General features: G+C 66.5%; 21 protein-coding genes. 8 read left to right on the top strand and 13 right to left on the bottom strand.

Annotated features, from left to right (window positions below; genetic code table 11):
• Positions 1-247 precede the first annotated feature (247 nt).
• Together G3572_RS11175 and G3572_RS11170 are read left to right on the top strand one after the other, a co-directional pair.
• Positions 248-811, top strand: a complete 564-nt coding sequence (locus G3572_RS11175; RefSeq protein ID WP_205518692.1) for a sigma-70 family RNA polymerase sigma factor — start codon at positions 248-250, stop codon at positions 809-811.
• Complete coding sequence (locus G3572_RS11170; protein WP_164611793.1) at positions 808-1,452, top strand: ChrR family anti-sigma-E factor; 645 nt, start codon at positions 808-810, stop codon at positions 1,450-1,452. The genes G3572_RS11175 and G3572_RS11170 overlap by 4 nt, the downstream gene beginning before the upstream one ends.
• Here the strand turns inward: G3572_RS11170 and G3572_RS11165 are convergent, their stop codons facing one another.
• The 11 genes from G3572_RS11165 to G3572_RS11115 all read right to left on the bottom strand — a co-directional run bounded on the left by G3572_RS11165 (position 1,453) and on the right by G3572_RS11115 (position 14,316).
• The gene (locus G3572_RS11165; RefSeq protein WP_164611791.1) at positions 1,453-2,604 is read right to left on the bottom strand and encodes a DNA recombination protein RmuC; all 1,152 of its coding nucleotides are present in this window, start codon (positions 2,602-2,604) and stop codon (positions 1,453-1,455) included.
• Positions 2,601-4,451, bottom strand: coding sequence for a DNA mismatch repair endonuclease MutL (gene mutL, locus G3572_RS11160; RefSeq protein WP_164611789.1), 1,851 nt, complete (start codon positions 4,449-4,451; stop codon positions 2,601-2,603). Before mutL ends, G3572_RS11165 begins: the two co-directional genes overlap by 4 nt.
• Before the next feature lie 59 nt (positions 4,452-4,510).
• Positions 4,511-5,821: a M16 family metallopeptidase gene (locus tag G3572_RS11155; protein ID WP_164611787.1), complete on the bottom strand. Its 1,311-nt coding sequence runs from the start codon at positions 5,819-5,821 to the stop codon at positions 4,511-4,513.
• Positions 5,818-7,236: a M16 family metallopeptidase gene (locus tag G3572_RS11150; protein WP_164611785.1), complete on the bottom strand. Its 1,419-nt coding sequence runs from the start codon at positions 7,234-7,236 to the stop codon at positions 5,818-5,820. Before G3572_RS11150 ends, G3572_RS11155 begins: the two co-directional genes overlap by 4 nt.
• Before the next feature lie 82 nt (positions 7,237-7,318).
• Positions 7,319-7,834 carry a DUF3035 domain-containing protein gene (locus G3572_RS11145; RefSeq protein ID WP_435530971.1) on the bottom strand — a complete coding sequence of 172 codons (516 nt, stop codon included), beginning with the start codon at positions 7,832-7,834 and terminating at the stop codon, positions 7,319-7,321.
• Between the two features lie 52 nt (positions 7,835-7,886).
• A complete protein-coding gene (gene lspA / locus G3572_RS11140; RefSeq protein ID WP_164611781.1) occupies positions 7,887-8,405 on the bottom strand; it encodes a signal peptidase II in 519 nt (172 codons plus the stop codon).
• 3 nt (positions 8,406-8,408) lie between these two features.
• Complete coding sequence (purH, locus tag G3572_RS11135; RefSeq protein WP_164611779.1) at positions 8,409-9,995, bottom strand: bifunctional phosphoribosylaminoimidazolecarboxamide formyltransferase/IMP cyclohydrolase; 1,587 nt, start codon at positions 9,993-9,995, stop codon at positions 8,409-8,411.
• 14 nt (positions 9,996-10,009) lie between these two features.
• Positions 10,010-11,758, bottom strand: coding sequence for a heparinase II/III family protein (locus tag G3572_RS11130; RefSeq protein ID WP_164611777.1), 1,749 nt, complete (start codon positions 11,756-11,758; stop codon positions 10,010-10,012).
• A gap of 111 nt (positions 11,759-11,869) precedes the next feature.
• Positions 11,870-13,021, bottom strand: coding sequence for a saccharopine dehydrogenase family protein (locus tag G3572_RS11125; RefSeq protein ID WP_164611775.1), 1,152 nt, complete (start codon positions 13,019-13,021; stop codon positions 11,870-11,872).
• 12 nt (positions 13,022-13,033) lie between these two features.
• Positions 13,034-14,083 carry a saccharopine dehydrogenase gene (locus G3572_RS11120; protein WP_164611773.1) on the bottom strand — a complete coding sequence of 350 codons (1,050 nt, stop codon included), beginning with the start codon at positions 14,081-14,083 and terminating at the stop codon, positions 13,034-13,036.
• Complete coding sequence (locus G3572_RS11115) at positions 14,080-14,316, bottom strand: WGR domain-containing protein (RefSeq protein WP_164611771.1); 237 nt, start codon at positions 14,314-14,316, stop codon at positions 14,080-14,082. The genes G3572_RS11120 and G3572_RS11115 overlap by 4 nt, the downstream gene beginning before the upstream one ends.
• A gap of 70 nt (positions 14,317-14,386) precedes the next feature.
• On the opposite strand from G3572_RS11115, the gene G3572_RS11110 reads away from it, so the two are divergent.
• Genes G3572_RS11110 through G3572_RS11100 form a run of 3 tightly spaced genes read left to right on the top strand, consistent with a single transcriptional unit; the run spans position 14,387 to position 18,660 of the window.
• Complete coding sequence (locus G3572_RS11110; RefSeq protein WP_164611769.1) at positions 14,387-15,322, top strand: hypothetical protein; 936 nt, start codon at positions 14,387-14,389, stop codon at positions 15,320-15,322.
• A gap of 9 nt (positions 15,323-15,331) precedes the next feature.
• Positions 15,332-17,848 (top strand): hypothetical protein, encoded by a 2,517-nt coding sequence (locus G3572_RS11105; RefSeq protein ID WP_164611767.1) that lies wholly within the window; start codon positions 15,332-15,334, stop codon positions 17,846-17,848.
• Positions 17,833-18,660: a glycosyltransferase gene (locus G3572_RS11100; RefSeq protein ID WP_164611765.1), complete on the top strand. Its 828-nt coding sequence runs from the start codon at positions 17,833-17,835 to the stop codon at positions 18,658-18,660. Before G3572_RS11105 ends, G3572_RS11100 begins: the two co-directional genes overlap by 16 nt.
• Before the next feature lie 6 nt (positions 18,661-18,666).
• Here the strand turns inward: G3572_RS11100 and G3572_RS11095 are convergent, their stop codons facing one another.
• Together G3572_RS11095 and G3572_RS11090 are read right to left on the bottom strand one after the other, a co-directional pair.
• A complete protein-coding gene (locus G3572_RS11095; protein ID WP_164611763.1) occupies positions 18,667-19,455 on the bottom strand; it encodes an exodeoxyribonuclease III in 789 nt (262 codons plus the stop codon).
• A gap of 365 nt (positions 19,456-19,820) precedes the next feature.
• Positions 19,821-20,507 carry a response regulator transcription factor gene (locus tag G3572_RS11090; protein ID WP_135428910.1) on the bottom strand — a complete coding sequence of 229 codons (687 nt, stop codon included), beginning with the start codon at positions 20,505-20,507 and terminating at the stop codon, positions 19,821-19,823.
• Between the two features lie 154 nt (positions 20,508-20,661).
• Between G3572_RS11090 and ribA the strand changes: the two genes are divergently transcribed.
• The 3 genes from ribA to G3572_RS11075 are packed head-to-tail and all read left to right on the top strand — an operon-like array spanning position 20,662 to position 24,197.
• Positions 20,662-21,750, top strand: coding sequence for a GTP cyclohydrolase II (gene ribA, locus G3572_RS11085; RefSeq protein WP_164611761.1), 1,089 nt, complete (start codon positions 20,662-20,664; stop codon positions 21,748-21,750).
• The gene (locus tag G3572_RS11080) at positions 21,747-22,250 is read left to right on the top strand and encodes a L,D-transpeptidase family protein (protein ID WP_164611759.1); all 504 of its coding nucleotides are present in this window, start codon (positions 21,747-21,749) and stop codon (positions 22,248-22,250) included. The genes ribA and G3572_RS11080 overlap by 4 nt, the downstream gene beginning before the upstream one ends.
• Before the next feature lie 60 nt (positions 22,251-22,310).
• Positions 22,311-24,197 (top strand): amylosucrase, encoded by a 1,887-nt coding sequence (locus tag G3572_RS11075; RefSeq protein ID WP_164611757.1) that lies wholly within the window; start codon positions 22,311-22,313, stop codon positions 24,195-24,197.
• Position 24,198: the final 1 nt, after the last annotated feature.

Below are 24,198 nucleotides of genomic sequence, written 5' to 3'. Positions count from 1 at the left end.
CCTTATACGCTGATGGCGCTGTCTGGATCACTTGTCTAGTAAAGTTGACAGCCTTCGCGTGACACTTACTCTGGTGTCAGATTTTTTTGGCGCGACCTCTGCGAAAAGTGATCCGGCGGGCGACATGGCGCGTAGACAGTGCATGATGTTCGATGCCATGAGCCCTGAGAAACCGGATGCGCTTGTTCCGCCACAGCTTTATGCTGGGCGCGGGGCCGCGGCGGATCGGAAGAGAGGGAACCTGCGCTTGGCAGCGGATGCAGAGCAAACGGATTGGTCGGCGCTTGTATTCCGGGTGCGCGATCATCAGGACAGGACGGCATTTGCTGCATTGTTCCGGCATTTCGCGCCCCGCGTGAAGGCGTTCCTGATGAAATCCGGCGCGTCCGAGGCGCTGGCCGAGGAATGCGCGCAGGATGTGATGGCGACGCTGTGGCAAAAGGCGAAGCTGTTCGATGCAGAGCGGGCTTCGGTGGCGACATGGGTCTTCACCATCGCCCGCAACAGACGGATTGACGCGCTGCGCAAGTCGCGCCGCCCCGAACCCGAAGACTTGCCTTGGGGGCCGGAGCCTGAACCCGATCAGGCCGAGGTGTTCGAGGCACAGCAGGAAACCGAACGGTTGGGGGCTGCACTTTCCCAACTGCCCTTGAAGCAGCGCGCCTTGATAGAACGGGCCTATTTCGGTGATCTCTCGCACAGTGAGATTGCCGCTGAAACCGGGTTGCCTTTGGGCACGATCAAATCGCGGATACGCTTGGCGCTGGACCGTCTGCGCCAGCAAATGGACGTGAAGGCAACGGAACGATGACGATCAAACACCACCTGTCGGATGAATTGCTGATGGCTTATGCGGCGGCGGACCTGCCCGAAGCCTTCAATCTGGTGATCGCCGCGCATCTGTCGCTGTGCGACGAATGTCGCGCGCGGTCGATGGCCTTTGACGCGCTGGGCGGCGCGGTGATCGAGGACAGCACCTGCGAGATGGACGAAGGCAGTCTGGCCGCCTGTCTGGCGCGCATTGACGGGTTGGCGCAGGTCGAGACTGCCGCGCCCCGCCGCGCCGATGCGGTGCTGCCTGCGCCCTTGCTGGATTATGTCGGCGGCGGGCTGGACAGGGTGAAGTGGCGCGCGGTGGGCATGGGCGTGCGGCAGGCGATCCTGCCGACGGGCGACAAGGGGGCCTCGGCCCGCTTGCTCTACATTCCGGGCGGGGCGGCGATGCCGGACCACGGCCACCGCGGGCTGGAATTGACGCTGGTGCTGCAGGGCGCCTTCCGCGACGAGGCGGACCGGTTCGGGCGCGGTGACATCGAGATCGCCGATGCCTCGGTCGAGCATACGCCGGTGGCAGAAGCGGGGATGGATTGCATCTGTCTGGCGGCGACCCAGGGTTCGTTGAAGTTCAACGCCCTGTTGCCGCGACTGGCGCAGCCGTTCTTCCGCATCTGATCATTCCGCCGCGTCGGGGGCGATGACCGGCGTGGCGGCAATCTCCTCGAAATCGAAATTGTCCAGACGGCGGGCGCGTTTGGTCGCCTTTTCCGAACTGATCTTGATGTCCTCAAGGTCCTTGGCCGCCTGCCCGAAATGGCGGTCAAGGTTTTCCACCCTCGTGCCAAGACGGTCGACATCGGCGTAAAGCAGCGCCAGTTCCTTGCGGATCGCGCCCGCCTGCTCGCGCATGCGGGCGTCTTTCAGCACCGCGCGCATGGTGTTCAGGGTAGCCATGCAGGTGGTGGGTGACACGATCCAGACCTTGGCGGCAAAGCCTTCGCGCACCACGTCGGGGAAATTGGCGTGCAACTCGGCATAGACCGCTTCCGAAGGCAGGAACATCAGCGCACCATCTGCGGTCTCGCCCTCGATGATGTATTTCTCGGAAATGGCGCGGATGTGCTGGCGCACTGCGCCGCGCATCAGGGTGGCCGCCTCTTGCGCCTGCCTCGGGGTCTCGGCGCGGCGCATCGCATCATAGGCCTCGAGCGGGAATTTCGCGTCGATCACGATGGGGCCGGGCGGTTTGGGCAGATGGATCAGGCAATCGGCGCGGCGGTTGTTCGACAGCGTGGCCTGCATGGTATAGGCATCGCGCGGCAGGGCCTTTTGCACGATGTCATGCAGCTGGATTTCGCCAAAAGCCCCGCGCGTCTGCTTGTTGGACAGGATGTCCTGCAAGGACAGCACATTGCCCGACAGCTTTTCGATATTGGCCTGCGCGCGGTCGATCGTTTCCAGCCTTTGCTGCAGTTCGCCAAGGCTGCGGGCGGTGCGGGTGGAAGTGCCGTGCAGCGACTCGTTCATCTGGCGCGAGACTTCGGCCAGACGCTGTTCCATCACCTGAAGCATTGCGGACTGGCTGACGGCCTGGGTTTCCGAGACATGGTGCAGCCCGCCCGCCAGCCGTTCCTGCCCGTCGCCGAGTTGCTGCACCCGCTGCGACAGCCAGCCGATTTCGCGCATCAGCGGGGCGGCCATCGTGGCCGAACGGCCTGCGGCACGCAGGATGAGGGCGAGGAACACCAGCAGGAACAGCAGCAGCCCGCCAAGGATCAGCACCTCGGGGTCGGTGGGGGCGAAGGTCTGGCCGAAAAGGGTAATCATCGGCGGCCGAACAGCCGTTCGATGTCGTGGAGTTTCAACTCCACATAGGTGGGGCGGCCGTGGTTGCACTGGCCGGAATGGGGCGTCGCCTCCATCTCGCGCAGGAGCGCGTTCATCTCTTCGGCGCGCATCTGGCGGCCCGAGCGGATGGAGCCGTGGCAGGCCATGCGCGATAGCACGGCGTCGATCCTCGCGCGGATGTTGGTGCTGTGGCCGGCGTCGGCGAGTTCGTCGAGCACGTCGCGGATGAGCGCGGCAGCGTTGACCGCGCCGAGGATGGCGGGGGTTTCGCGCACGGCGATGGCATTGCCGCCGAAAGGTTCGACGCGCAGGCCGATTTCGGCGAGCGTCGCGGCGGCGTCGAGCAGGCGGGCGGCATCGGTCGGGGACAGTTCGATGATTTCGGGGATCAGCAGCGCCTGTGCGGTGATGCCGGATTCATCCATCTGGCGCTTGAGGCGTTCGTAGACCAGCCGTTCATGCGCGGCGTGCTGATCGACGATCACGATGCCGGTTTCGGTCTGGGCGATGATGTAGTTTTCATGCAGCTGCGCGCGGGCGGCGCCGAGCGGGTGGCTGGCGTGGCTCTCATCGCTTGCTGCGCTGCGCTCTTCGATGCGGCCCGTCGGGGCTTCGGCAAAGCCGGGGGCGGAGTCAGGCGGTGGCGCGGGCGCCTGAAAGGTGAAGGCGCGGGCGAAGCTGGCCTGTGACGGGCGGTCCATCTGATAGACGGGGCGCGCGGGGCGGAGGGCCGCCAGCGTTTCATCGGCCACGGTGGTCGAGGCGCGGTGACCCGCGCCGGACACAGCCGTGCGCAATCCGGTGATGATGAGGCTGCGGGCGGCGTCGGGTTCGCGGAAGCGCACCTCGGCCTTGGCGGGGTGGACGTTCACATCCACCCGCTGCGGATCGCAGATCAGGTTCAGCACCGCCGCCGGATGACGGTCGCGCGACAGAAAGTCGTAATAGGCGACGCGCAGGGCGCCGAGCAGCAGCTTGTCGAGCACGGGGCGGCCGTTGACGAAGACGAATTGCTGCGCGCCCGAGCCGCGCGAATAGGTGGGCAGCGCGGCATAACCGGTGAGGTGCAGCCCATCGCGCGGGATGTCGATGCGCAAGGCGTTCTGCGTGAAATCAGCCCCGAGGATGCCGGTCAGCCGCCCGTGCAGCGCGTCGAAGAAATCGCCCGACTGCGGGTCGGCGCGGAACAAAAGGCGGCTGTCGCCGTCGGTGGTGTCGGTGAGGGTAAAGCCGACATGCGGCTCCGCCATCGCAAGGCGGCGCACCACCTCGGCAATCGCCTGCGTCTCAGCGCGGTCGGTGCGCAGGAACTTGAGGCGGGCGGGCGTGGCGTAGAACAGATCGCGCAGTTCCACCACGGTGCCACGGGTGAGCGCGGCGGGGCGCACATCACCCACGCGGCCACCCGCCACGCTGATCTGTGCGGCATCATGGCCCTGCGCCCGCGAGGTCAGCGTCAGCCGCCCGACAGAGCCGAGCGAGGCCAGCGCCTCACCGCGGAAGCCGAAGCTGTGGATGTTGAGCAGGTCGCTGCCGTCGATCTTCGAGGTGGCGTGGCGCGCGATGGCGAGCGGCAGGTCGGCCGCCGTCATGCCGCAGCCATCATCCGTCACGCGGATCAGGGTCTTGCCGCCATCGGCGATGTCGATGGCAATGCGGCTGGCTCCGGCATCCAGCGCGTTTTCCACCAGTTCCTTGACCGCCGAGGCCGGGCGTTCCACCACCTCTCCGGCGGCGATGCGGTTGATCGCCGCCTCATCCAAGGGGCGGATGACGGGCGGAGTTGCGGGGCGATCTGTGGATATATTGGGGGCCACGATGTTCATACCCCCAAGTCTAGCATCCCGCGCCGCCAAGGGCCACAGATTCGCTGCCCCTTCTGCCGCTAGTCGGTCGAGGTGACGCCCTCGGGCTGGCCCACGACGACAAAGCGCAGATCGCCTTCGCGGAACAGGATCGCGGCCACCCGCCGGACGTCTTCCAGCGTCACCGCCTCGACCTTGGCGTTGCGGGTCTTGGGGTAATCGGGATCAAGGCCGATCATCTGCATCCCCACCAGCATGGAGGCGATCGGGGTGTTCCCGTCGAAGCGCAGGGGATAGCTGCCGGTCAGATAGGTTTGCGTGCGCTGCAATTCCTCGGCGCTGACGCCTTCGGCGGCGATCTTGCGCCATTCGTCGCGGATCACCTCTATCGCCTGCCCCACGGTGCCATTGCCCGAGGAAAACTGGCCCATGAGCATTTCGGCCTGATCGTAGCCCACCAGATAGCTGCCGATACCATAGGTCAGGCCCCTGCGGTCGCGCACCTCTGTCATCAGGCGGGCGGAAAAGCGGCCCCCGCCAAGGATTTCATTCAGGATGGAGGCGGCGAAAAAGTCGGGATCGTCGCGCTTGATGCCCTGATGGGCGAAAAGCACGGTGGCCTGCGGGCCGGGGAAATCCTGCACCGTGATGCCGCCCGTCAGGTTCATCGGGGCGCGCCCCACCAGAGGCGCGCCGGTTTCGGGCAGGCCACCCAGCAGGGTGTCGAGCAGGGGGCCAAGCTCTTCGGCGGTGATGTCGCCGGCGGCGGCCACATAGACGCGGTCGCGGGCGATGGTGGCGCGGTGCGCGGCCAGAATGTCATCGCGCGTCAGCGCGGTGACCGACTCGGGCGTGCCGTCGCCGGTGGTGGCATAGGGATGGTCGGCGAAAGCCATCGCGCGCAGGCGCTGGCTGGCAAGCGTGCTTGGGTTCATCGCATCTTGCCGCAGACCGGCCAGCACCTGCCCGCGCACACGGTCGATCGCGTCCTGGTCAAAGCGCGGTTCGGTCAGGGCGCGGCGCAAGAGGTCTACCGCCTCGTCACGGTTTTCGGTGAGGAAACGGGCCGAGACGCCGACACTGTCCTGATCCGACGAGAAGCTGAAGCTGGCGGCGAGCGAGTCGCGCGCGCGGGCAAAGCCGATGGAGTCGAGATCGCCGGTGCCTTCCTCGATCAGCGCGGTCATCAGGTTGACCGCCCCCCGCTTGCCCGGCGCGTCGAGCGAGGTGCCGCCGCGAAAGCGCACTTCGAGCGCGGTGAAGGGGATGCCGGGTTCGGTTGCCACCCATGCGGTGATGCCGCCCGGCGAGGTGACGGTCTGGATCTCGATTTCCGCATGGGCGGGAAGCGCGAAGGCGAGCAGGAAGGCAGCGGTGCGCAGGATGTTCATTCGGCGGCCTCTTCTGGCTCGGGCATCTGGGCTGCGTTTTGGGGCGCGGCAGCGGGTTCTGCGGCGGCTTCTGCGGCGGGGGGCGGCGGTTCGGGCATCAGCCATCCGGTCACGGCGGCGTTGCGGTTGAGCACGTCGCGCGCGGCCTGCTGCACCTGTTCGGCGGTGACGGCATCGAGCACGGCGGGCCAGTCCTGCACATCCTGCACGCTCAGCCCCACGGCAAGCGCCTCGCCATAGCGGCGGGCAAGGCCATCGCTGTTGTCGCGGGCATAGATCTGGTCGGCGCGGATCTGGGTCTTGATGCGGGCAAAATCCTCGGGGTCGGGGCCGGTTTCGATGAAGCGGGCGATCACCCCGTCCATCGCGGCCTCGGCGGTGGCCAGATCGACGCCCGGCATCGGCACGACGACAAGGCCGAAGGTGGCATGGTCGAGCGCGGTGCCATCGTAATAGGCCGAGGAGAACACGGCCACCGGATCGGCGCCGAATTGCAGCGCCTGCGCGAAGAGCGAGGTCTGGCCCGAGCCGCCCAGAAGTTCGGCCAGAATGGTCAGGGCTGCGGCCTTTTCCTGATCGCCGGGGTTGCGTTCGGGGGCAAGGTAGGTGCGCATGACATAGGGTTCGGACACGCGCGCATCGGTCAGCGTCAGGCGGCGTTCGGCGCGCTGGGGCGGCTCAGACGGTCGGATACGGTCGGTGATGGCATCGGAGGGGGCCAAGGGGCCATAGTGGCGCTGCGCCATCTCGCGCACGGCATCGGGGGTCACATCACCCGCGACCACCAGAATGGCATTGTTGGGCGCGTAGAAGCGGGCGTAATGGTCCAGCGCGTCCTGACGTCCCAATTGCTCCATCTCGTGCATCCAGCCGATGATGGGGATGCCGTAGGGATGGTTGAGGAATTGCGCCGCGCGCATCTGTTCCTGCAACAGCGCGGCGGGGCGGCTGTCGGTGCGCTGCTTGCGTTCTTCGATGATGACGGCGCGTTCGGTGACGATATCTTCTTCCGAGATTTGCAGGTTGCGCATCCGGTCGGCTTCGATCTGCATCATCAGATCAAGCCGGTCGGCGGCAACGCGCTGGAAATAGGCGGTGTAATCCCAGCTGGTGAAGGCGTTGTCGGTGCCGCCCTGCGCCTCGACAGTGGCCGAAAACTCGCCCGGGGCAAGGGTTTCGGTGCCCTTGAACATCAGGTGTTCCAGAAAATGCGCGATGCCGGACCGACCCGGCGGCTCATCCGCCGCACCGGTGCGATACCAGACCATCTGCGTCACGGCGGGGGCGCGGTGATCTTCGATCACCACCACGTCAAGCCCGTTGTCCAGACGGAAAGAGGTGACATCCTGGGCAAGCGCCGGAGGAGCGACCAACAGGCAGAGCGCGAATGTGCGGGCAAGAGTCCGTGGCGGCATTGCGGGAAAATCCTTGATCGTTTCCCGGCAAAGCTACGTCACGCGGCGGCGGGCGCAAGCCCCGCCTACGCCAATGTGACCGTCATTCTGCGGGCGGTGGCGGGGCCGAAGGCGTGCGCACCCCGCGCTGACGCCAGCGCCACAGTTCCGCGTGCTGATCGAGCGACTGGTTTTCATAGGCGCGGTAATAGACGTTCACGTTGAACAGCCGTTCCAGCACGCGGCCATTGTTGTCGCGCCGCCATTGCAGGTCTTCGGCGGCAACCGTCTGGCGGATGCCGGAGGCAACGCCATAGCGCCCCGCATGGGCCAGAAGCCCGCCATCAAGCCCCGCGCCCGCGCCCGGACGCCCGCCCAGCGCCAGAATGGCATCGGCTTCGGGCGTGGGGTCGGTGCGGTTGGTGCCGCCCGGCGTGGGTTCCGGCAATTGCGCCAGATCGGTCGGCATTTCCAGCGGCTTGGGCGGCAGGATGCCGAACTCGTCCGGCCCCGCCGTGGTGGAGCGGATGTTCATGAGCTGCGGCGTGTCGCTGCCATTGCCGCAGCCAGCCAGAAGCGCCGCGCAGGTCACCGCGAGGATTATCCGTGCTGTCTGCATCATCGCCTCCACCAAGCCAATGTCCCCGTCTTAGCGCAATCCACCCGCCGCGTCACGGGGTCTTTCGGCGCGCTTTCCGTGGGCCTGGCTTATCCTTGCCGCTGCCGTCCTTGCCGCCGCCCGTGAAAAGCACCAGCCCCGCCGCCCCCGCAAAGATCGCGATATCGGCCACGTTGAATGCATAGGGGTTTTCAATGCCGCAGCAGGACATGTTGAGAAAATCGGCAACCGCTCCGTAAAGGATGCGGTCGATCACATTGCCCAAGGCACCGCCCACCAGCAGCCCCGCCGAGATCTGCGCCCAGCGGCCCGGATTTTCGCGCCGCACCCAGACCCAGACCCAAGCCGAAATCGCCAGCGACACCACGATCAGCGCCCAGCGCGCCAGATCGGCATCATTGGCCAGAAGGCCGAAGTTGATGCCCCTGTTCCATGCCATGCGGAACACGAGGAAGGGCGGCAAGACCTCGATCACGCCGCGCTCGATCAGGTTCAGCCCCTGCACCACGGCCAGTTTGCTGACCTGATCGAGGGCAAAGGTGGCAATCGCGGTGATGGCAGCGATGCGCATGGGTCAGTGCCGGAAGTGGCGCATGCCGGTAAAGACCATCGCAAGCCCCGCCTCGTCGGCGGCGGCGATCACGGCGGCATCGTTCATGCTGCCGCCGGGCTGGATCACCGCCGTGGCCCCCGCCTCGGCCACCGTCAGCAGGCCGTCGGGGAAGGGGAAGAACGCGTCCGATGCGACGGAAGACCCGATGGTGAGCGGCTGGGGCAGGCCCAGCGCCTCGGCCATGTCCTGTGCCTTGCGGGCGGCGATGCGGGTGCTGTCGACACGGCTCATCTGGCCTGCGCCGACGCCCACCGTGGCCCCGTCCTTGACGTAGACGATGGCGTTCGACTTGACGTGTTTGGCGACTTTCCATGCGAACAGCAGGTCGGCCATTTCCGCCTCGGTCGGCGCGCGTTTGGTCACGACCTTCAGATCGGCGGGGTTCAGCCAGCCGTTGTCGCGGTCCTGCACCAGCATCCCGCCCGACACCTGCTTGAAGGCGAGGCCCGCCGCGCGCGGATCGGGCAGGCCCGCGGTGGTCAGCAGGCGCAGGTTCTTCTTGGCGGCAAAGATCGCCTTGGCCTCGTCACTCGCGCCGGGAGCGATCACGACTTCGGTGAAGATCTTGACGATTTCTTCCGCCGTTTCGGCATCCAGCGGCTGGTTCAGCGCCACGATGCCGCCAAAGGCCGAGGTCTGGTCGCAGTGATAGGCGCGCAGATAGGCGTCTTTCAGGCTGCCCGCCTGCCCCACGCCGCAAGGGTTGGCGTGCTTGATGATGGCGCAGGCGGGGCCTGCGTTGGCAAACTCGGCCACCAGTTCAAAGGCGGCATCGGTATCATTGATGTTGTTGTAGGACAGTTCCTTGCCCTGCCATTGCCGCGCGGTCGCCACGCCCTCGCGCTTTGACCCGTCGGTGTAGAAGGCTGCCGACTGGTGCGGGTTTTCGCCATAGCGCAGCGTCTGCGCCAGTTTCCCGGCGAAAGAGCGGTTGCGCGGGGCCTTTTCCTTGATCTGGCCCGCCAGCCACGTGCTGACGGCGGTGTCATAGGCAGCGGTCTTGGCATAGGCCGACAGCGCGAGCTTCTGCCGGAAGGCAAGGCTGGTCGCGCCATCCTGCGCCTTGAGCTGGTCAAGCAGCGGGGCATAATCGGCGGGGTCGGTGACCACGGCCACGAACTTGTGGTTCTTGGCCGCCGCGCGGATCATGGCGGGGCCGCCGATGTCGATATTCTCGATGCAGGTGGCGTGATCGGCCCCCTTGGCGACGGTCTCCTCGAACGGATACAGGTTCACGATCAGCAGGTCGATCGGCTCGATCCCGTGCGCCGCCATCGCGACCAGATGTTCGTCATCATCGCGCAGCGCGAGCAGCCCGCCATGCACAAGGGGGTGCAGCGTCTTTACGCGCCCATCCATCATTTCGGGGAACCCCGTCACATCGGACACATCGCGCACCGGCAGTCCGGCGGTGCGCAGCATACTGCTGGTGCCGCCGGTCGAGATCAGTTCCACGCCCATGCCATGCAGCGCGCGGGCAAGGTCCAAGAGGCCGGATTTGTCGGAAACGGAAATCAGCGCGCGGCCGATGGGGACGAGGTTGGTCATGGGCAGCCCTTTGGTCAGAGGGGGACCGGGGTGTCATCGCGGTCCAGATCGCGGATGGCCAGCGGAGTATCCTGTGCTTTGGCCAAGGTCCAGCCGATACGGGTTTCAATCTCGGCGGCGTGGCCGGAAAGCACGATCTGTTTCGTCGCACGCGGCTTGAGCCGCCCGCGTTCGAGGTAAACCGAAGGCTCCAGCGACAGTTTCGCGCGGCTGCTGTGGCGGAACACCCAGATTTCACCGGATTTGAGCGCAACGGAAACGGCGTTGCCGCCCATGTCGAGCGTAGAATCGGTGTCGGGGTGCAGGTGGAAGCGGATGGAAAACGGCACGCCCTGCAGGCCGGTCGCCGCCAGCACCCGTTCAAACCGCGCCTTGCCCTGCGGGTTGAGCGAGATGAGCGTATCGGCCCCCGCGATGTGGCGGCCATCCGACGACAGCGCCAGATCGCGCGCATGGGTCAGGCCGTGGGTTTGCGCCCAGCCATCATGCGCGGCATGCACGGCAGCGCCTTCGGTCGTGGCCTGCTGGCGCAGCGTCAGCACGGTGGCGCGTTCTTCGAGCACATCGCCCGAACCTGCGCCAAAGCGCGAGGAGGACACCCCGTCGATGCCAAGGGTGGAATGCGAAGGCGTGGCGCGCCCTGCCCGTCGCCATTCGGTGCCAAAGGGCCCGCCCGATCCGCAGTTGACGACCAGCGGCCTGCGCCCCGAGGTGACTTCCATCGCCAAGGTCGAGGCGTGGGCCGACCCGCCCGCACGCCCGCCGGGGGGCGCTGCGGCGTCGAGAATGATGGAGGTGCGCCCCGCCGACAGCCGCACGAACCCCATCGCGGGGGCGTTGCCGTGGCCCAGCGCCTTGTGCGGGCGGATGCCTGCACTGGCCAGCGCCTGATCGAGCCGCCCTTCGGCCCCCTTGCCGCCGCCATGAAACCGCGCCAGCCCGCCATCGGCATGGCGCAGGGCGCGCAGGGTGGGGGCAATGCGCTCGATCGCGTCCAGATGATCGCCCGGCACCGTATGGCCTGCCTCGGTCAGCGCCTGCGCAGCCCAGTTCAGCAGGGTGAACACCTCGAGCAGTTCTTCGGGGTTGCGGGTGGCGATCCCGCCCCAGGCGTCGATCTCGGCCTTGGCCTCGACCGCCAGCGCGGCAACGGCGGGCGCGACGAGGGTTTCCATCCCGATCAGCGACAGCCCCGCATAGACCAGCCCGGTCAGCGCCTCGAACCGTGGCAGGCCGGGGGCGGCGCGCGCCCAGTGGCGCGACAGGTAGCGGGTTTGCGTGGTCAGCACGCGGTAATAGGCGTGGGTGGCGGCGTTGTCGGCCCCGTTGAGCAGGAAGAGCGCGTGGTGAATCCAGCGGATCACCCGCCGCCCCGTCAGATCGGGCGTCCAGCCCGGCCCCTTGCCTGCGCCGAACCGTGCGATCCAGTCCTGCGTCCAGCCCTGCGCGCGGGCGCGGGCCGATGCATCACCCAGCGCCGCCAGATCATCGAGCCATGCAAAGCCCTGAAGCTCGGTGGCAAAATCGGCATCGGGCGGGGTGATGTCCCACAGGCCCGCCCCCGGCGCCTCGACCAGATGACCCGCAAACAGGAAGTTTCCGGCCACCAACTGCCGCCCCTTGGCAAAGAGGCCAATGGAGCGGGGTTCGGGCGATGACGTGAAGCCCTGCGCCACCGGACCGCGCGCCGCCTGCCAGACGGCGAAGCGCACGCGCAAACCGCTCGCGCCAAAGCCGCCCTGAGTTGCGCGTTGTTTCGCCATAAGGTTCCGCCCGCCCTGCCCGCCCGGATTCCCGGTGCTTGTCAGGGGCGAGCATAGCCCAAGGGCGGGGGCGCTGTCACGCAGCTAGAGCGCCCCTCCGCAAAGGGCGGGTCAGGCCAGATGATCGACGCGGTCGAGATACTGCACCAGACCCTGCACCTGATCCATCCATGCGGTGATCAGCTTGGGGTCATGCGGGGCGGCATGGACACCGGCGGGAATCTGCCGTGCGGCCACCGCCTCGACCCCCAGCGACACCGGAACCGACACAAGACGGCCCATCGCGGTGCCGCGCGCATCGCCTGCGGCATCCATCGCCCATGTCTCGTGGAACACCGGCTTGCCGTCACGCTCGGCCTTGAGCGACACGAACAGCACCACGCGGTCAGGCTCGCCCGGCGCATAGGAGTTCTCTTTCAGCAGCGCATTGGCGCGGGCGGTCAGCGCGGCATCCACCTCGGCGGGGGAGGCGCCTTCGAGCCCTTCGATCTCGGCAAAGATGGGCGCCCATGCCTCGGCCCAGCCGTTCAGGCGGATGGTGCCGCGCACGAAATCGCGCAGCTTCCATGCCGGATCGAAACGGTAATCGGTGATGAAGGGGATGCTGTCGCGGTTCGGGTAAACCTCGAAGGATTCGGGCTTCGGCAGCGGCGCGTCATAGGCGGTGATCGCATCCCACGGGCGGCTGACCCGCAGTTCCGAGAAGTTGCGCAAAGAGCGCGAGGGCGAGCGCAGCGCCTTGAGCACGCCCGCCGGCGCCCATGAAAACTTGTAGCGGAAGGCGTTGGGCTGTTTGGGCACGCCGCCGCAATAGCTGGTGAAGCTGAGCACGTTATCGGCGTGATAGGCGGGGCTGGCGCGGTAGCGGGCCACCAGATCATGCGCCATCAGGTGGTCGATGCCGGGGTCGAGCCCGATCTCGTTCAGGCTGACCAGACCCTTGTCGCGGAACGCGCCATCCAGCGCGCGCATTTCCGGCGCGATATAGCTGGAGGAGACAAAGTTTGCCCCCTTTTCAAGGCAAAGCTGCGCGATGGCGACATGCTGGTCGGCGGGCAGCATTGAAATGGCGATATCGCCGGGCTCCAGCGCCCCGGCCAAGGCTTGCAGCGAAAAGGCGCGGATGTCGGTGGCGATGTCGCCCACCGCTTCGCGCGCCTTGTCGACCGTGCGGTTCCACACCACGACCTTGTGGCCACCCTCGATCAGCCGACGCAGGCCGGGAACCGAGGACAGGCCGGTGCCGCACCAATGAATTGTCATATCCGTATTCCCTCAGACAGTTGCGATATGGCGGTCATATTCCGCGCGTGCCCGCCCCCAGACACCCGCATCAAGCGCAGTCAGCGTCAGCAGGCTGGGCAGAAGCTGGGCTGCGTAATCCTCGCTGCTCTCCACCGGCAGCAGGGAGGGCAGGTTGTCGATCGCCATCACATCGAGCGGCGGGTTGTCGGCCACGCGCAGGGCGGGGGCGGCCCAATCGGTCGCGCGGTCATAGACCTTGATCGGCGAGAAATCCGATGTGGGGTCGCAGGCGATATCGCCGATCACGGTCAGCGCGCGCGACCCGGTCTTGGCACTGGCCGGCACGAACACGGGGCAACCGGGACGGGCGAGGATGCAGTTGAGGAAGATCTCATGTTGCAGCACCTCGGGGAAGGGTCCGCCATGCGCGGTTTCCGCGATGTCCCATTTGGTGACGCTGACGCCCAGCGCCTCGCACAGGTCACTTGCGCCGGTGCCGACGCGGCCCAAGGCACCGATCACGATGGCACGGGGCCGCAGCAGGCTGTGCATTTCTGCCGCCAGATCATCCAGCAGCGCCTGACGCCCCGGATATTTGGCGACGGGGCCGATCAGCGCGCCGCGCTGTTGCGCCGCCCATGCCTTGAGCGACACCGCCGCCCCCGCATAGCCCGCCCAATAGCCGAAGGCGGCCACACGGCGGCCATCCTCGTTCACCAGATATTCCAGATCATAGAGCGTGCCGCCGCCCGCCTTGAACCGCTTGAGCAATTCCCGCCCCGCAGGCTGGCCCTTGTAGGCATGGCCGAACATGATGTGCCGGTGCGGCAGCGGGGTGCCGTCCTCGGGCAACTCCTTCAGGCCGAAGATGATCGCATCGGCGGGCGCCTGCGGCCACGAGTTCTCCTCGGCAATCTCCACCCCCGCCTGCACATAACCATCCAGCGGAATGGCGCGGACCGAGGATTTCTCGACCGTCACCCGCAGCCCTGCCTGCACCAAGGCCGCCGCGCCGTCGGGCGTCAGGCCCACGCGTTCCTCATTCGGGCGCTGTTCGGCCCGGACCCAAAGATGTGTCATGCGCTTGTTCCTTCGGTGACATAGCCGCGCTGCATGGCCCGCTTGCGCCACCTGTCGGCAGCCGCGCAGGCATCGCGCAGGTTGGAGAACCAGACCAGAAGATGCTGCCCGCCCTTGCCCTTTGGTCCCCATTCGCGCACCACCGAATATTCGCCAAACAGGTTGTAGGCGACTTCAACCCGGTAGAAGCGGGCGCGGGGTGCGGCGTTTCGGATCATGAGAAAGGTCAGCAAAAGATGGCCTCCATCTGGTCTTTCGGGGCCAGAGTTATCAGATATGTCGGCGGGAAACAGAGGGAAAGCGATGCGCACAGGGATACTTGCACTGGTGATCGCCGCCTTGGCGGGCGGGGTCTGGTGGTGGTGGCAGGGGCGGATGGCCAAGCCGTTGACGGCAGATGCGCTGACCGCGCGCCTGTCGGTGCCGCTGCCCGCGCCGCAGGGTCCGCAGGCGGTGTATCACTTGGGACATTCGCTGGTGGGGCGCGACATGCCGGCGATGCTGGCGCAGATGGCGGGGCATGACCATGCCAGCCAGCTCGGCTGGGGCAGCAGCCTGAAAGAGCACTGGCGCGGCGAGGTGGCGGGTTTCGACACCGAAAACGCGCATGACCGCCACCGCCCGGCGGCAGAGGCGCTGGACAGCGGCGATTACCCCGTGGTGGTGCTGACCGAAATGGTCGAGATCCGCGACGCCATCCGCTATCACGACAGCGCGCGGCATCTGGCGCTCTGGGCCGAGCGCGCCCGCAAGGCGCGGCCCGATGTGCGGCTGTATCTCTATGAGACGTGGCACCGCACCGACGACCCCGAGGGCTGGCTGGCGCGGATCGACGCCGACAGCGCGCGGGCGTGGCAGGGCACCCTGCTGGCAGGCGCGATGGCGCAGGCAGGGGTGGGCGACATCTACATCATTCCCGGCGGTCCGGTGATGGCGGCCACGGTGCGCGCGATCGAGGCGGGCGCGGTGCCGGGGCTGGCCACGCGCGACGATCTGTTTGCGCGGGATGACGCGGGGGCGGTCGATACCATCCACTTCAACGACATCGGCGCCTATCTGATGGCGCTGACCCATTACGCGGTGATCTATCAGCGCAGCCCCAAGGGCCTGCCGCATGATCTGACCCGCGCCGATGGCAGCCCGATCACGACGCTGTCACCGCAAACCGCGCTGGCCCTGCAAAGGATAGTCTGGGACACCGTTCTTGGCTATGGTCTGACGGGTGTTTCAAACGGTTAGGGTAGCAGGGTGAGCTTTTTTGCGCTGTTGACGGATGTTCTCTTCGTGGGTCACAGCCTTGTCGGCCCCGATCTGCCGCCGCTGGTCGAAGGGGGCTTGCGGCTGATGGAGCGGCCCGCCACCGTCTCGGCCCAGATCATCAACGGCGCGCCCCTGCGTTTCAACCTGCGGAACTCGGCCAGCGCCGAAGGCGTCGATGCACGGGCCGAACTCGCCAAGGGTGAGACGGAAGTGCTGATCCTGACCGAGGCGATCCCGCTGGCCGAGCACCTGCGCTGGAACGACACCCCCGGCGCGATTGCCGCCTTTGCCGAACTGGCGCGCGCGGGCAACCCCGATGTGCGGGTGTTTGTCTACGAGACATGGCACAGCCGCGCGGGCGCGCTGGTGGAGGGCGATCCAAACTCGGCCCTGCCGTGGCGCGAGCGGCTGGCGGCGGACCTGCCAGAGTGGGAGGGGGCCTTGCGCGCCTCGGGGGCCGACGTGTCGCTGATCCCCGCAGGGCAGGCGATGGCGCGGCTGGCCGATGCGGTCGAGGCGGGTGCCGTGCCGGGGGTGGCCTCGATGGAGGCGTTTTTCTCGGACGACATCCATCTGTCCGACAAGGGCAAGTATTTCGTCGCGCTCGTGCATCTGGCCGCGATCACAGGGCAATCTCCCGAAGGCTTGCCCGCGCAGATGACGCGCACATGGAAAAGCCGCGATGCGGTGATTGCCGATGATCTGGCAGCAGCGTTGCAGCGCATCGCATGGGAAGCGGTGCGCGACTATGCGCCCGCCGAAGTGGCCGCAGCGCCCGCGCCGCCCCCCGCAGCCGAGCAGGCGGCCCCTGCCCCGACCCCGGCGGCGGCGCCCGCCCCTGCCCCCGTGGCACAACCCGCCATCGACACGGCGGCGCTGACCCCGATCACCAACCCCAATCTGGCGCTCGGGCTGCATGGCATCACCGACTGGTCGGTGCAGCAGCCGTTTCTCGACGTGATGAAAACCGCCCGCGACTGGACGGGGCATCTGCCCGGCCAGTATGGCGGCTGGGACCATGACCGGCTGGCGGCGGCGGGGGTGCTGGGGCCGAACGGCTGGCCCACCGCGATCCCGCCCGAGATCACCGGCATTTCCACGCTGGTGATGGTGGACCTGCCCGCCGATGCGCAGGGCGTGTCGGGGCGCTACCTTGTGACCTATGCGGGCAAGGGGGCCTTGCGCATCGACGGGCGGGCGCAGAACGTGACCTATGCCGACGGCAGCGCGCAGTTCGACTTCGCCCCCGGCGAGGGCGGCGTGTTCCTGCATCTGGACGCCATCGACGCCGCCGACCCGATCCGCGACATCGTGATCGTGCGCGAGGACCGCGCGGCGCTACTGGCGGGCGGCGAAATCTTCAACCCCGACTGGCTGGCGCGCCTGCGCGGGGTCAAGACCATCCGCCTGATGGACTGGATGCGCACCAATGACAGCACCCTGTCGCGGCTGGAGGACCGCCCCAAGCCCGAGGACTACACATGGACCCGCATCGGCGCGCCGATCGAGGTGATGGTGGCGCTGGCGAACGAATTGGACGCGAACCCGTGGTTCACCCTGCCGCATCTGGCGAGCGATGATCTGGTGCGGTTCTACGCCACCGCCGCGCGCGACGGGCTGGAGCCGGAACTGGTGGCGCATGTCGAGTTTTCCAACGAGGTGTGGAACTGGCAATTCGCTCAGGCCGCATGGGCCGAGGAACAGGGCCGCGCCCGCTGGGGGGGCGAGTCGAAATGGGTGCAGTTCTACGCCCATCGCGCGGGCGAGGTGGCGTCGATCTGGGCCGATGTGTTCGGCGATGAGGCTTATACGCGGCTGGTGCGGATTCTGGCGACGCAGACCGGCTGGCTGGGGCTGGAGGAGCAGATTTTGAACGCGCCCGATGTGGTGGCCGAAAGCGGCACCCCCCCTGCGGCCCTGTTCGATGCCTATGCCATCACCGGCTATTTCAGCGCGCTTCTGGGCAGCGATGACAAGGCCGCGATGGTGCGCGGCTGGATCGCCGAATCCGAGGCGGCCGCGCAGGCAGCGGCGCAGGCGCAGGGGTTGACCGGAGCCGAGGCGGCGGCATTCGTGGCCGCGCACCGCTTTGACGTGGCGGTGGCCCGCGCCGTGCCGGAACTGGAAAGCGGCGCGCAAAGCGGCAGGCCCGAGGACAGCGTGGCCGATTTCCTGACGCGCGTTCTGCCGCATCAGGCGCAGGCGGCGGCACGGCATGGCTTGCGGCTGATGATGTATGAGGGCGGCAGCCATGTGGTCGGCACGGGCGCGCAGGTGGATGACGGGACCTTGACCGCCTTCTTCGTGCATCTGAACTACACGCCCGAGATGGCCCAGCTTTACGACCGTGTGTTGCAGGGCTGGGCGGCGGTGACGCCGGAGCCGTTCAACGCCTTTGTCGATCTGGCGACCCCCGGCAAATGGGGCAGTTGGGGCGCGCTGCGCCATCTGGGCGATGACAACCCGCGCTGGCAGGTTCTGGCCAAAGGGTGCCTTGCGTGCTGAGCGTCATCATCCCTGCCTCGAACGAGGCGGGTTATATCGGCGATTGCCTGCGCCACCTCTGCGCCTCGGATGCGCCCGTGGTGCAGGTGATCGTGGTGGCCAATGGCTGCCGCGATGCCACCGCCGACGTGGCCCGCGCCGCCCTTGCCGCCCATCTGCCGCAAGGCTGGTCGGGCGAGGTGCTGGAGCTTGCGCAAGGCTCCAAACCCGTTGCGCTGAATGCGGGCGACGCGGCGGCGGTGCATCCGCTGCGGGTCTATCTCGATGCCGATGTGACCGTCTCGCCGGGGTTGCTCTCGGCCCTTGGCGCAGCATTGGCGGGGGATGCCCCGCGCTATGCCAGCGGCACGCCGGTAATCCCGCGCGCCCGCAGCGCGGTGACGCGCGCCTACGCCCGCTTCTGGCAGCGCCTGCCCTTCAACCGGACCGCCGCGCCCGGCTATGGGCTGTTCGCGGTGAATGCGGCGGGGCGCGCGCGCTGGGGCGCGTTTCCGGCGATCATCTCGGATGACACTTTCGTGCGCCTGCAATTCGCGCCGGAAGAGCGGGTGCAGGTGCCCGCCCCCTATCACTGGCCGATGATCGAGGGCTTTGCCGCCCTGGTCCGCGTGCGCCGCCGTCAGGATGCGGGGGTGCGCGAGTTGCAGGCGCTGCACCCCGGCCTGATGGCGCGTGAAGGCAAACCGCCCCTTGGCCGCGCCGCCCTGTTGCGGCTGGCGCTGGCCGATCCGGCGGGTTTTGCCACCTATGCCGCCGTGTCCCTCGCGGTGCGGACAAAGCGGGGCGACACGGCGTTCACGCGCGGGCGCTAGCCGCGATCACAGATCGAAGGTCGCGAACACCGGCACATGGTCCGACGGTTGCAGCCAGCCGCGCACGGGGCGCAGGATGCGGCTGGAATGGCCCGCATTGGCAATATCGGGCGTCGCCCAGATATGGTCGAGCCTGCGGCCCTTGTCGGCGGCATCCCAGTCGGCGGCGCGGTAGGACCACCAGCTATAGAGCAGCCCGCTCGGAATATCCTTGCGGGTGATGTCCTGCCAGCCGCCCGCCTCCATCACCTGATAGAGATGCTCCACCTCGATCGGGGTATGGCTGACGATCTTCAGCAGGGCCTTGTGGCTCCAGACATCATCCTCGCGCGGCGCGATGTTGAGATCGCCCACAAGGATCGACCGGTCCGGCCTGTCCCAGCGGCACCATTCGCGCATGTCGGTCAGAAAATCGAGCTTCTGCCCGAACTTGGCGTTCACCTCCCGGTCGGGGATGTCACCGCCTGCCGGCACATAGCAGTTGTGGATCGTCACCCCGTTTTCCAGCCGCGCCGCGACATGGCGGGCATGGCCCATGCGGGCAAAATCGCGGTCCCCCGCATCCATGATCGGCAGCTTGGACAGGATCGCCACGCCATTGTAGCCCTTTTCCCCGCGCGCCACCATGTATCGGTAGCCCAGCGCCTGAAACTGCTCGACCGGGATCTTCTCGACCGGGCTCTTGCATTCCTGAAGGCACAGGATGTCGGGCTGTTCCTCGGCCATCAGGCGGGTGACCAGACCTTCGCGCAGGCGGACGGAATTGATGTTCCATGTGGCAAGGGTGAAGGTCATCTGCGGCTCCTTTTTTTCTGGGCGCAGACTAGGGGGGGCGGCAGCCTATCTCAACCCCGCTTGTCAGCGCCCTTCACGGCAGGCACCGGCGGGCAGGACGCAAAAAAATACCCGGACCATAAGGTCCGGGCAAAGTCCAACAGGGAGGTATGCAAGGGAAACGCGGCGCGCGCCGGAAAAGTTCCGCGAGGGGGGAAAGATTTTCACAAAGACCGCCGCTGCCGGAAAAAAAAAGGCCGGGCACGAGGCCCGGCCGAGTCCAACAGGGAGGTGCCATGTCATGACCCCGACACGGCAAGGGGAACCGATGTATTCACTCTCAACCCTAAAGGTATATTAAGCGTGAACGGTGCGACAATAGGACGTTAGGCCACCAGGCGATATCCGCCGCTTTCTGTGACCAAAATGCGCGCATTTGACGGATCGGGCTCTATTTTCTGCCGCAAACGGTAGATATGCGTTTCGAGCGTGTGGGTGGTGACCCCCGCGTTATAGCCCCAGACCTCGTGCAGCAGAACATCCCGCGCCACAACCCCAGATTGTGCGCGATAGAGGAATTTCAAGATGTTGGTCTCTTTCTCCGTCAGCCGGATCTTCTTTTCCTTGTCATCCAGCAGCATCTTCTGCGCCGGTTTGAAGGTATAGGGGCCAAGCTGGAAGATCGCGTCTTCCGATTGTTCATGCTGGCGCAATTGCGCGCGGATGCGGGCCAGAAGGACCGGAAACTTGAACGGTTTGGTCACGTAATCATTCGCGCCCGCGTCCAGACCCAGAATGGTATCCGAATCACTGTCATGTCCGGTCAGCATCAGGATCGGGCATTTCACCCCCTGCTTGCGCATCCGGCGGCACAATTCGCGCCCGTCGGTATCGGGCAGACCCACATCGAGGATGACCAGATCGTAAAGCGCGGCCTTGGCCTTTTCCATGCCCTCGGCCCCATTGCTGGCTTCGAACACATCAAAATCTTCGGTCATGACCAGTTGTTCGCTCAGCGCCTCGCGCAGATCGTCATCGTCATCCACCAGCAGAATCTTGCGCAGTTGCGCCATCGGGGGCCTCCTCTTCTTCGTCTTGGCTATCACATGAGCGTGCGCAGCCCCGCTCTCAAGCATTGTAACCTCATGCTCACGCGGACGTGTCGCATGCGGGCCATATGTTTCAATTTCGTAATTCAACGGCTAGAGATAGGCGCAGGAGAGTGCCATGACCCTTGCCCCGACCATCACCGAACGTCTGACCCGCGCGCGGGGCGATCTGCGCATGGGTGTGCCCGTGGTGCTGTCGGGGGGCGGGCGCGCGGCGCTGGTGGTCGCGGTCGAGGCGCTGAGCGCCGCGCGGCTGGCGGCCCTGCGCGCGCTGGGCGCTGCGGAACTGGCGCTGACCGCGCGGCGGGCGGAAACGCTCAAGGCCCGCGCCTATGATGGCGATCTGGCCCGCATCGTGGTGCCGGAGACGGCCGATGTGGCATGGCTGCGCGCCCTTGCCGATCCGGCGGATGATCTGCGGGTCCCGATGAAGGGGCCGCTGCGGTCGCTGCGCGAGGGCGCGGCGGACCTGCACCGCGCGGCGGTGGCCTTGGCGAAATCGGCGCATCTGCTGCCGGCGGCCCTGCTGGTGCCGGTGCCGAATGGGCTGGCGGTGGCGGCGGAACTGGGGCTGACCTTCCTGCCGATGGATGCGGTGGCCCCTGCCCTGCTGTCTCTGTCGCCCCTGCACGAGGTCACCTCGGCCCGCCTGCCGATGGTCGCCTCTGATGCGGGGCGGGTGCATATCTTCCGCCCCGAGGACGGCGGGGACGAACATTACGCCATCGAGATCGGCCAGCCCGACCGCAAGGCACCGGTGCTGGCGCGGCTGCACTCGGCCTGTTTCACCGGCGATGTGCTGGGGTCCTTGAAATGCGATTGCGGGCCGCAACTGCGCGCCGCACTGGCGCAGATGGGGGCCGAAGGCGCGGGCGTGCTGCTGTATCTGAACCAGGAGGGGCGCGGCATCGGCCTTGCCAACAAGATGCGCGCCTATTCGCTTCAGGATCAGGGGTTTGATACGGTCGAGGCGAACCACCGTCTGGGCTTCGAGGATGACGAGCGCGATTTCAGGATCGGGGCCGATATCCTGCGGCGGATGGGGTTTTCCTCGGTGCGGCTGCTGACGAACAATCCGAAAAAGCTGGCGATGATGGAATCATGCGGGGTGCAGGTGGTGGAACGGGTGCCGTTGCAGGTCGGCCAGACCGCGCAGAATGCCGCCTATCTGGCGACCAAGGCGGCGAAATCGGGGCATCTGCTGTGACCCCCTTCGATATCGTGGTGACCCGCCACGGCGCGCGCTTTCTGGGGCGGCAGTTTCCCTGTTCCATCGGGCGCGGCGGCATCGTGCCTGCGCGTGCAAAGCGCGAAGGGGACGGGGCCACACCTGCGGGGGTGCATCGGCTGGTGGGGATGCTCTACCACCCCGCGCGGCTGACGCGGCCTGCGGACTGGGCGCTGCCCACCGCGCCTGCTGACCGATGGTCGGATGACAGCGCCGATCCCGACTACAACCTGATGGTCCGCCTGCCGCATCGCTTCAGCCACGAGCGGCTGCAACGGCCCGATCCGCTTTATGATCTGGTCATCATCACCGACTGGAACTGGCCCCATGCCGAACCCGAGCGCGGATCGGCGATTTTCCTGCACACATGGCGCAAGCCGCGCTTTCCGACCGCTGGCTGCGTGGCCTTTGCGCGGTCCGATCTGCTCTGGATTGCCGCAAGGATCAAGCACCGGACTCGGCTGATTATCCGCAGCTAAATCTCTTTCCAAACCGCTTTGGAACGCATAATCTGCCGCCACCAAAACGGGAGGACGATCATGGCCAAGGCACCCGCATCCGCGGATGACGAGATTTTTGCACTGCGGCTCGACCGCTCTGCCCCCGATCTCTGGCCCATGCTCGATACGCTCTATGGCCGTCATCCCGCCTATGAGGCGTTCCGCTCCAACCTTTTGAAGACGCTGAAAAAGGCCTGGGCCGCGCGTCCGGCAGACCTCAAGCGGCTTGACCTCAAGCGCGATCTGGAACCCGACTGGTTCCAGCGCCCCGACATGGCGGGCTATGTGTTCTACATCGACCGTTTCGCAGGCACCCTGCGCGGCGTGCTCGACAAGCTGGATTACCTGACCGATCTGGGCGTCACCTATGTGCATTTCATGCCCTGCCTGAAGCCCCGCCCCGGCGACAGTGACGGCGGCTATTCGGTGATGGATTACCGCCAGATCAACCCCGCCTATGGCACGATGGCCGATTTCGAGGAGGTGACCGCCGCCCTGCGCGCGCGCGGCATGTCGGTCTGCATCGACCTCGTGCTGAACCACACCGCCAAGGAACACGCCTGGGCGAAAAAGGCCGCCAAGGGCGATGCCAAATATCAGGACTATTACCTGATGTTCGACACGCCCGAGATGCCGGACCGCTATTCCGAAACGCTGGTCGAGGTCTTCCCCGACAACGCGCCGGGCAATTTCACCCATTACCCCGACTTCGGCAAATGGGTCTGGACCACCTTCAACGAACACCAGTGGGACCTGAACTGGGCCAATCCGCAGGTGTTTCTGGAGATCGTCGAGATCATGCTCTACCTCGCCAATCGCGGGGTGGATGTGCTGCGGCTGGATGCGGTGGCCTTCATGTGGAAACGGCTCGGCACCCGCTGCCAGTCGGAACCCGAGGTGCATATGCTGCTGCAGGCGCTGCGTGCATGCAGTCGCATCGCGGCCCCGGCGGTGATCCATCTCGAAGAGGCGATCGTCGCCCCGTCCGAGATGCTGCCCTATCTGGGGCGCGGCCAGCATGACGGCAAGGAAGGCAATCTTGCCTATCACAACAGCCTTATGGTGCAGTTCTGGGGCGCGCTGGCCACCCGCGACACGGCGTTGATGGGGCATGTGCTGGCCACCCATTTCCCCGAAACCCTGCGCAATGCGACCTATGCCACCTATATCCGCTGCCATGACGATATCGGCTGGGCGGTGACCGATGAGGATGCGCAGGCGGTGGGCCTTTCAGGCCCCGCGCACCGCGCCTTCCTGTCCGATTTCTACGAAGGCAGCTTTCCCGGCTCTTTCGCGCAAGGCGCATTGTTTCAGGTGAACGAGGCCACGGGCGACAAACGGATTTCCGGCAGTTTCGCCGCGCTCGCCGGAGTGGAGCGCGCGCAGAAGGCGGGCGATGGCGCGGGCGTGGCCCATGCGGTGCAGCGCATGTTGATGGGCCATGCGCTGATTGCCAGCTTCGGCGGGATTCCCCTGATCTACATGGGCGACGAACTGGCGTTGCCCAATGACTACGGCTATCTGCAGGTGCCGGAACACGCACATGACAGCCGCTGGATCCACCGCCCCAAGATGGATTGGGACGCGGTGGCGCGGCTGGGCGAAACCGGCAGTCCCGCAGCGCAGGTGTATTGGGGAACGCGGCACATTCTGGCGCGGCGTCGGGCCATGCCCGCCCTTCACGCCGGAAACGGCACCCGCGTGGTGTTCCCCGATGCGCGCGGCGTCTTTGCCTTCCAGCGGCTCGCCCCCACCGGGGTGGTGCTGTGCCTGTTCAACTTCACCGAAGACTGGCAGCACCTGCCCGAGGATTGGGTCCGCGCACAAGGCGTCAGCCAGATGCACGACGCGCTGTCGGATCATCCGGTGGAAACCCATCACGGCGCGGTGGCGCTGCCGCCCTATGCGCGGGTCTGGCTGGTCTGAT

The organism is Pseudotabrizicola algicola, from assembly GCF_010915705.1.
Lineage (GTDB): Bacteria > Pseudomonadota > Alphaproteobacteria > Rhodobacterales > Rhodobacteraceae > Pseudotabrizicola > Pseudotabrizicola algicola.
Note: the sequence above shows the minus strand (reverse complement) of the source record. Positions and strands in the feature narration are given on the sequence as shown.